Below are 7969 nucleotides of genomic sequence, written 5' to 3' on the forward strand. Positions count from 1 at the left end.
GCAGCAGATCCAATTATAGTAGATCCTAAATCATCTGAGATTCTTGCAGCGCTCGACTACGAATTTGATAAATTTACTACTGCTAAATCTTCTCAGATAGGCTCTTGTTTACGAGGAAGTATCCTCGACAACTGGGTACGCAACTACCTCAATCAACATCCTCAAGGTTCTGTTATCGAGATTGGTGCAGGACTGAACACACGTTTTGAGCGAGTAGATAACGGCAAGGTTTGCTGGTTTGACATAGATTTACCGGATGTCATGGTTCTGCGACGACAGTTTTTTGAGGAAACGGAACGCCGTAAATTAATCACGGCTTCTGCCCTAGATACCAATTGGATTGAGCATATCAAGTCCACTACCAAACAACCTGTGATGTTTGTCGCCGAAGGCGTGTTGCAGTATTTCAATGAACAGGAAGTGAAGCTATTGTTTGCTAATCTTTTGCAGTATTTTCCTGGTTCGTGGTTTGCCTTTGATTCCTTGTCACCGCTAATTGTGAAGAATCAGAAACACCATGACTCACTCAAATACACTTCGGCAAAATTTGATTGGTGTATCTCAAATATTCATAAGATTAAAGACTGGAATTCATGTTACGAAGTAATGGAAGTTTGTAATTATGCCAATCTGCCAACTAAATATCGCCGACGTTTTTCTCTAATGAATCGTTTACTGATGTTATTTCCTCCTCTGTGCGATTCGTCTCGTTTAGCATTAGTTAAGTTAGGTTGAATCTAAGCACTCAAGGTATACATAATGTTTTTCTTTGGCATTGAGCATGAAGTCGCTTTCCTAAACAAAGAAGGAAAGTTTGCTGATTTTTCCCACACCAAATTTGCTGATTTCAATCAAATTATTGAAAGGCTACCTACATATCCTAGCGACTATCCTCAACTACGCGTCGGGGATGCGGGTATTAAGAAAAAAAGATGGTACATTGAGGGATTTGAAAGATTTGCGAATTCCGACCAGGTAATAGACTGTCATGCTAAAGGCATCGAAATTAGAACAACTATACATTCTGATATTCAAGGCGCTATTACTGAGTTATCAGAAAGTTTTAACTTGCTACGTGAAGTTGCGGCTAGCTTTGGTTTATCACCAGTTTTGGTCAGCTTCAATCCCTACAAATCAGTTTTTGAGCCTCAACCTCCATTAAACGATTATGAAATCAAACAGCTACAGGCTTATCCTGACGAACAAACTGCTAATATTCACATGGTCACATACGGGCCAGATTTAAATATTTCAGTAGCAGATTTGTCTACTGAAAATGTAATTGATATTGGCAGAAAGTTAACTTATTACAGTCCCTATATCGTTCCTTTTAGTTATAGTTCCCCTTTTTATAACGGAGGTTTATGGGATGGGTTATCGGTACGAACGTTTATCAGAACCGGAAAAAGACCAGCAGCTTTGGTTTTTATTCACAAGCAGGAACAACTGATTAATAGCATACCTTCCTTGACAAAAATCGCCCGCATTCCGGCTGAAGTAGGTCGCATCGAATTTAAAGCTTGTGATAGTTGTGATAATTTTTTCATCTATGCGGCTTTATTAACATTATTGAAAGGTTTGGTGTTAGATAAAACCTTGCTGGGTAGAGCAACTGTACCCGATGCCGCGTTGCACCAAGTTTCTGCAAAAGAAGGCTTTGACAATGAGGATATTTTTGGGAATGCGACAAAGGTATTGCAAGCAGCGGAAGTTGCACTGGTAGATGATCCAGATGTTGATTTTTTAACACCATTGAAAGTGCTGCTGGCGAAGCGAAAAACAAGATCCCATGAACTAATAGAAATGTTCTATCGCGTCGGTTCAATAGAAGAGGTAATAAGGCAGACTTATCAAGTCTAGTAACATATAATCTCATGTCCGCATAATTAGTTATGATTTCCACAGTCATTGCACCCCACCCCGCCAAACCTACACTTTGTCTCCCCTCCCCGCAAGCCTACAGTGTACACACAAGTCTTCTAGAGTTGCCCCATAGACTTTTGATCCCCCCAACCCCCCTTAAAAAGCAGGGCAAAAAGTTCTCAAAGTCCCCCAATTTATCGGGGGATTTAGGGGGATCTACGATGATTTTGGTTTTTTAGAAGAGTTGTGTGTACACCGTAGCCCCGCTTAAGGGGTGGGGTTCTTCGGGTTTAATAAGTAATCAAGCGGATATGATATCAAAGGGCTGGATCACAGAAGAAATAACTTGGACTTTAAAGCAACTGGAAACCTAGATTATTCAAAGCTTCACGCAAGCGATCGCGTCCTCTCAAAGACTCTACAGTTGCGATCCGCTCGGCTGAGTGTTCTGACCAATCACCAGCAACATCCATCTTTTGTTCAGTATAGAACTCTTTGATGATGTTGTTGTAGTGAGCGATCGCTTCTTCTTGCTCTGCTAATTTATAAGTTTCACGGTGCAGCACAGCTGATTGTGGCAACCGTGGCTTAATCGCAGCAGCCACTTCCGGATTCGGATAACCTACACACAGTCCAAATACAGGAAACACAGAAGGCGGTAAATTTAGTATTGCTGCTACCTCTTCTGGACGGTTCCGCAGTGCGCCGATATATACTGTTCCCAAACCGATGGACTCAGCAGCTACAGTTGCATTTTGTGCCGCCAAGGCTGCATCGACTGTTGCCGTTACAAACATTTCCAAGTATTCTAAAGCATCATGAGATAGTCCGCGACTGTCAGCAACATGACCCAAACGCGCCAAATCTGCTAACCAAACCAAGAATAAAGGCACTTGCTTAATATGTGCTTGGTTTCCCGCTAGCTTGGATAACTCTTCTTTGCGTTGTTGATCTTCAACTGCTACTACACTCCAAGTTTGCAAATTAGAAGAAGTAGATGCAGATTGAGCGGCTGCAATTAGTAACTCTAGAGTTCCTGCTGGTAGAGGATTAGATAGATAAGACCGGATTGAACGGTGAGATAGTAGTGCTGTTAGAGAATCATTCCATTTAATTTCGGGATTAAAGGGAATTTCACCGTAGCGCGATTGCAGTAGTTCTGTAGGATTAGTCATAATCAATTCCAAGATTGTCAGTTGTAATGTGTAGGTTGGGTTGAGGGACGAAACCCAGCATACAAATATTCTTAACCAAGCAGTATTAACACCTTTGTTGCATCGACTCGCATCTTTGTTGCATCGACTCGCACCTTTGTTGCATCGACTCGCATCTTTGTTGCATCGACTCGCACCTTTGTTGCATCGACTCGCACCTTTGTTGCATCGACTCGCACCTTTGTTACATCGACTCGCACCTTTGTTACATCGACTCGCAAAATTAACTTACCCTACGTTACGCAGTAACTCTAGAAGATTTACCAAGAAGACAATGAGATGGGGAGACTAGGGGACAAGGAGAATTGTCTCCCCACTACTTTTTGGTGGCTCAGAATCAAGTGGGGTCTGAATCTCCATCTGATTCCTCTCCCTATCACCAAGTCTCCTTGTGTCTTTCTTCAAGTACACATGGTAGCCTTGCTGTATTTATATAAAATGAAGTGTACTACTGCCAAAAAATACAGCACTAATCCAGCAAATCAGGTTCTTCGCGCACAATCCTGTCGTAAAGTGGCTGGAAGCTGAACCACCCATTTTTATGTGACCCTACTTGAGTTTGTGTTAAACGAGCTGTTTCGTGTTTGATTACACTGGGTCTACCCGCAGCTTCGGCCAGCAGTTGTGCTTGGCACGATCGCTCTAGGCTAATGTACCAAAAAGCAGCTTCATCTACTGTATGTCCCACAGATAAAATGCCGTGGTTACTTAAGATAAGGGCTTTGTTTGCGCTCAAGGCTTCAGCCAGTCGCTTGCCTTCAGAAGTATTTAATACGACACCTGTATAGTCATCAAACAGCGCATGATCTTCGTAAAAAGCACAAGAATCTTGAGTTAAGGGGTCAATGAGACGATTCAAACTAGACCAGGCTTTACCATAAATTGAATGGGCGTGAGCAGCCGCTACTACATCAGGTCGCGCTTCATGAATCTGGGAATGGATGGCGAAGGCAGCTTGATTTACTTCAGCATCACCTTTAACCACCTCACCTTCTCTGTTCACCAAAAGCAGGTCAGAGACTCGAATATGACCGAAATATGTCCCGAATGGATTGACCCAGAAATGGTCTGTAAACTCCGGGTCACGCGCTGTAATATGGCCTGCGATTCCTTCGCTGAACCCAAACTTACCAAACAGGCGAAAGGCAGCGGCTAGGCGTTGCTTACGGTGCAGGCGTTCGTCTTCAACTTGCTTGAATACGGGGGGGTTTGGTCTATCGGACTTAGGCATATTCTTTTTCCTCCTCCTGTTTGCGGAGAGCGTTGGAATATCCAGAGCGAAAGGACTTGACGCTGTAAGATTCTCGGATGAACTGGTGACGCAAGACACAGGCAGTATCATTACCCAGGAGATGGATAGATACTGCTGCACTCTGGGATGTGGTTTTGACGGCGTGGATATCGCCATCTGGGGGTAAGATGCAATAGACATCATCTGGTTGAAGCGATGGCTTCTTTTTGAGACGCTTGTCTGCGACACGCTGCGCGTAGCTTGCTTCGCCGCAGAGGTACACGAACAACTTACGCCTACGCACTTCTGTTACTTGTAACTGTGCGTATGCTTTGGTGTCGCTGTTATCTACACGGCGATAGACTAGAGTGCAGGCGCTAATTTCCTGCACTGTTGGTACAAAGGATGGTAGTTCTTGGCTCTCAATCAACCATTGGTCTTTTAGCAATGGTTTTAAGATGGTGTGCTTTGTCATCTATATTCCTCGCTTTAGGAAGCGACTGACATCAATATCAATTTTTTTATCTTTGCTAACAATAATACTAGTAGTTTTAAGACCAGAGTGAATATTAAAATCAAGTTGCTCAAGTTTTAGATCAGAAAAAGATTCCTTAGAATGATTGCTTTCGCATCATCTCGATCATTTTGCCAGAGAATATCCCTTGTTGGCGCTTGTATCCGAGAACTTGGTCTTCTGTATTAATCAGGATTTAAGCTGATATTCCTGAATCGTATTCCACTTTGATCGCAATAATCAGATAGAAAGTAGTTTAGCGATACACCTAATCTAGTGTCACTTAGAGAACAAATAGAGTTACCAATATGCAGAAACTAATGATTGATAGTTGAGAGTGGATACTTTGCAATATATCCAAGGAGGGATAAATGCAATTACAACAAACACCAGTTTTAGAAGAAACTCTTTGGGAAGCAGTTCTCAATCGAGATCCCACAATTGACGGCAAGCTTTTCTACGGTGTTCGCTCTACAGGCGTTTATTGCCGACCTATTTGCCCTAGCCGCAGACCGAATCGTAATCAAGTTTGTTTTTTTCAGTCGGCACAAGAGGCTGAAATTGCCGGTTTTCGACCTTGTAAACGATGTAAACCACAATTTGAAACCGTTGTCAATACAGCGAAGGCGAAAGTTTTAGCTGTATGTCGATACATTGAAACACAAGGCGATCGCATCCCAACCCTTTCAGAATTATGCTCTCAGGTGGGGATGAGTCCCAGTTATTTGCAAAAGGTATTCAAACAAATAATTGGTGTATCCCCTTTTCAATATGCAGATGCGCTGCGTAGCCAACAATTGAAGCAGCGTCTCCAGAAAGGGGAGGAAATTGCTGATGCAGTTTACAACACTGGCTATGGTTCAAGTAGTCAACTGTATGAGAAAGCACCTAAACAACTGGGAATGACACCAAAAACTTACCAACAAGCTGGAAAGACAATCAGCATTGTCTATGCGATCGCTCCATGTCCACTAGGATATTTGCTTGTGGCCACAACAGAAAAGGGTATCTGTGCTGTTAAACTAGGTGATGAAGCAGACAAGCTTGAACACACTTTGATCCAAGAATTTAATCAAGCAGACATCGTGCGTGATGACCACACACACAAGGAATGGATACAGGCAATCCTCGACTTTATTGCCGGAGATGAGACACATCTCGATTTACCACTTGATGTCCGGGGGACAGCATTTCAGAAACAGGTGTGGCAAGCATTACAAAAAATTCCATACAGCGAAACGCGTACATACACTGATATAGCGCGTGATATTGCCAAACCCCAAGCAGTCCGCGCGGTGGGTAATGCTTGTGGAGCTAATGCGATCGCGCTGATTATACCGTGTCACCGTGTGCTGCGAACTGATGGCAGTCTTGGTGGTTATCACTGGGGGATTGAGCGTAAACAAAAACTGCTTATCCAAGAATCGAAATTGCTCAAAGATGACTCAAACCCCTGAACTAGAATCGCTGACTCAAGAAAGTCTTACCCGTGGTTTAATAGTGCTTGCCAATATTGACAGCGATTTGGCTTGGATTTTAGAAACACTTGGGACTCCACCCTTATGGTCAAGAGAACCGGGTTTTGCAACGCTGTTGTGCATAATTCTGGAACAACAAGTTTCTTTAGCGGCTGCAAGGGCTGTATTTAACCGTTTATGTGGAGTTGTTGTAACTCTGACACCAGAAAATTTTCTGATATTGGATGATATTCAATTAAAAGGAATTGGATTCAGTCGGCAAAAGATTCTATACTGTCGTGGATTGGCGAATGCAATTGCAAGTAGTCAGCTTGATTTAACCAAGTTGGAAAGAATGGACGAAACTGCAATTAGAACTGAGTTAAAGCGTCTCAAAGGTATAGGAGACTGGACAGTTGATATTTACTTGCTAATGGCGCTGCAACGTCCTGATGTCTTTCCTAAAGGCGATTTAGCGATCGCGATCGCTTTCCAAAAGCTCAAAGGATTGGCGACACGTCCAACACCAGCAGAACTCGAAGCCATGACACAGCACTGGCGACCGTGGCAAGCAGTAGCGGCAAGACTTTTATGGCACTACTACTTGAGTAATGCCAATAGTAAGTCGGTTACAGTTTCCCAGTGAATACCCGCTCGGCTGGGCCTGTCATGTAAACTCTTTGGTCTACTTCTGACCATTCAATTTGCAAACAACCACCTGGTAATTCGATAATGGCGGTGCGATCGCATTTTCCAGCCAATACTCCAGCGACCAAGGAAGCACAAGCACCAGTCCCACAAGCTAATGTAATCCCAGCGCCCCGTTCCCACACCCGCATTTTCAAATAATCACGGCGGATTACTTGCATAAATTCGGTATTTATGCGTTGGGGAAAAGCTGGGTGATGCTCAAATTTAGGGCCGATGGTTTCTAGCTCAATTGCTGCTACATCTTCTACAAAGGTAATGCAGTGAGGATTTCCCATATTTACACAGGTGACATCCCAAGTTTGCCCCGCCACTTCCAACGGCTGAGAAATTACTTTTTCTTGGGCAGGTGCAAGGGTGGTAGGAATTTCGCCAGCAAGTAACCTGGGTAAACCCATATCTACCTTCACTAGACCATTAGGCAAGATTTGGGGAATCATCACACCACCCAAAGTCTGAATGCGATATGAGTCTTTATTTCGGGATTCCCCTTCTAAGTCTGCTAAAAAGACACCTAAGCAGCGAATGCCATTGCCACACATTTCTGGTTCAGAGCCATCGGCGTTATAGATCCGCATGGTGTAGTCCGCTCCGGCTTCCCCGGGGAGCAGAAAAATGACCCCATCTGCACCCACGCCAAAATGGCGATCGCACAATTGAATGGATTGATCTGGGGTTAACAGCGGGGTCATTTGTTCTCGGTTATCAACCAAGATAAAATCATTACCTAACCCTTGATACTTGGTAAATTCAATCTGCATAACCCAGAACAACCTTGTCTCACAATGGAACTAGCCTTAGCAACCCGTCCGAGCCTGACGATATCCCGAAAGAATGCAGACGATTGGGTACACTGGGTAGTAATCTACTATTCTTGCCTACTTAGGCCAAATCGTGTTCCTCATGTGAGCCATATTAACGATGGGTATCGATACTCAGACCGGAATCCCCAGCTTTCGTCAGCTTCAAAACTTAATTCAGG

The 7969-nt window shown here is 43.6% G+C and carries 10 protein-coding genes; 5 read left to right on the forward strand and 5 right to left on the reverse strand.

All coding sequences use genetic code 11. The annotated features are described in order from the left end of the window. Both ACEW80_RS34130 and ACEW80_RS34135 read left to right on the forward strand, forming a co-directional pair. The coding region (locus ACEW80_RS34130) for a class I SAM-dependent methyltransferase (RefSeq protein ID WP_373530861.1) at nt 1-735 on the forward strand (735 nt) is incomplete at its 5' end. A 24-nt stretch (nt 736-759) separates the two neighbouring features. Continuing rightward, complete coding sequence (locus ACEW80_RS34135; protein WP_373530862.1) at nt 760-1860, forward strand: glutamate-cysteine ligase family protein; 1101 nt, start codon at nt 760-762, stop codon at nt 1858-1860. Nucleotides 1861-2216: 356 nt separating this feature from the next. Here ACEW80_RS34135 and ACEW80_RS34140 read toward each other — a convergent pair whose 3' ends face one another. The 4 genes from ACEW80_RS34140 to ACEW80_RS34155 form a co-directional block, all read right to left on the reverse strand. Further along, the gene (locus tag ACEW80_RS34140; RefSeq protein ID WP_373530863.1) at nt 2217-3038 is read right to left on the reverse strand and encodes an NADPH-dependent oxidoreductase; all 822 of its coding nucleotides are present in this window, start codon (nt 3036-3038) and stop codon (nt 2217-2219) included. 71 nt (nt 3039-3109) lie between these two features. After that, on the reverse strand, nt 3110-3298 hold the full coding sequence (locus ACEW80_RS34145; protein WP_373530864.1) for a hypothetical protein: 189 nt from the start codon (nt 3296-3298) through the stop codon (nt 3110-3112). 248 nt (nt 3299-3546) lie between these two features. Then, on the reverse strand, nt 3547-4308 hold the full coding sequence (locus ACEW80_RS34150) for a class II aldolase/adducin family protein (protein ID WP_373530865.1): 762 nt from the start codon (nt 4306-4308) through the stop codon (nt 3547-3549). Beyond that, nucleotides 4301-4783 (reverse strand): hypothetical protein, encoded by a 483-nt coding sequence (locus tag ACEW80_RS34155; RefSeq protein ID WP_373530866.1) that lies wholly within the window; start codon nt 4781-4783, stop codon nt 4301-4303. The genes ACEW80_RS34150 and ACEW80_RS34155 overlap by 8 nt, the downstream gene beginning before the upstream one ends. Nucleotides 4784-5193: 410 nt before the next feature. On the opposite strand from ACEW80_RS34155, the gene ada reads away from it, so the two are divergent. Together ada and ACEW80_RS34165 are read left to right on the forward strand one after the other, a co-directional pair. After that, nucleotides 5194-6279: a bifunctional DNA-binding transcriptional regulator/O6-methylguanine-DNA methyltransferase Ada gene (ada, locus tag ACEW80_RS34160; RefSeq protein ID WP_373530867.1), complete on the forward strand. Its 1086-nt coding sequence runs from the start codon at nt 5194-5196 to the stop codon at nt 6277-6279. Further along, nucleotides 6263-6925: a DNA-3-methyladenine glycosylase gene (locus tag ACEW80_RS34165; RefSeq protein WP_373530868.1), complete on the forward strand. Its 663-nt coding sequence runs from the start codon at nt 6263-6265 to the stop codon at nt 6923-6925. The genes ada and ACEW80_RS34165 overlap by 17 nt, the downstream gene beginning before the upstream one ends. On the opposite strand, the gene dapF is transcribed toward ACEW80_RS34165, so the two are convergent. Beyond that, nucleotides 6909-7748, reverse strand: a complete 840-nt coding sequence (gene dapF, locus ACEW80_RS34170; RefSeq protein WP_373530869.1) for a diaminopimelate epimerase — start codon at nt 7746-7748, stop codon at nt 6909-6911. The genes ACEW80_RS34165 and dapF overlap by 17 nt on opposite strands. A 24-nt stretch (nt 7749-7772) precedes the next feature. Between dapF and ACEW80_RS34175 the strand changes: the two genes are divergently transcribed. Then, nucleotides 7773-7969: hypothetical protein (locus tag ACEW80_RS34175; RefSeq protein ID WP_373530870.1), on the forward strand; the 197-nt coding region annotated here is incomplete at its 3' end.

This window comes from Nostoc sp., from assembly GCF_041747015.1.
In the GTDB taxonomy this organism is placed as follows: domain Bacteria; phylum Cyanobacteriota; class Cyanobacteriia; order Cyanobacteriales; family Nostocaceae; genus Nostoc.

What these genes read in the sequence shown, in the direction of transcription:
- ACEW80_RS34135 (WP_373530862.1), top strand. Translation starts at nt 760, where the DNA reads ATGTTTTTCTTTGGCATTGAGCATGAAGTCGCTTTCCTAAACAAAGAA.
- ada (WP_373530867.1), top strand. Translation starts at nt 5,194, where the DNA reads ATGCAATTACAACAAACACCAGTTTTAGAAGAAACTCTTTGGGAAGCA.
- ACEW80_RS34140 (WP_373530863.1), bottom strand. Translation starts at nt 3,038, where the DNA reads ATGACTAATCCTACAGAACTACTGCAATCGCGCTACGGTGAAATTCCC.
- ACEW80_RS34150 (WP_373530865.1), bottom strand. Translation starts at nt 4,308, where the DNA reads ATGCCTAAGTCCGATAGACCAAACCCCCCCGTATTCAAGCAAGTTGAA.
- dapF (WP_373530869.1), bottom strand. Translation starts at nt 7,748, where the DNA reads ATGCAGATTGAATTTACCAAGTATCAAGGGTTAGGTAATGATTTTATC.
- ACEW80_RS34155 (WP_373530866.1), bottom strand. Translation starts at nt 4,783, where the DNA reads ATGACAAAGCACACCATCTTAAAACCATTGCTAAAAGACCAATGGTTG.
- ACEW80_RS34165 (WP_373530868.1), top strand. Translation starts at nt 6,263, where the DNA reads ATGACTCAAACCCCTGAACTAGAATCGCTGACTCAAGAAAGTCTTACC.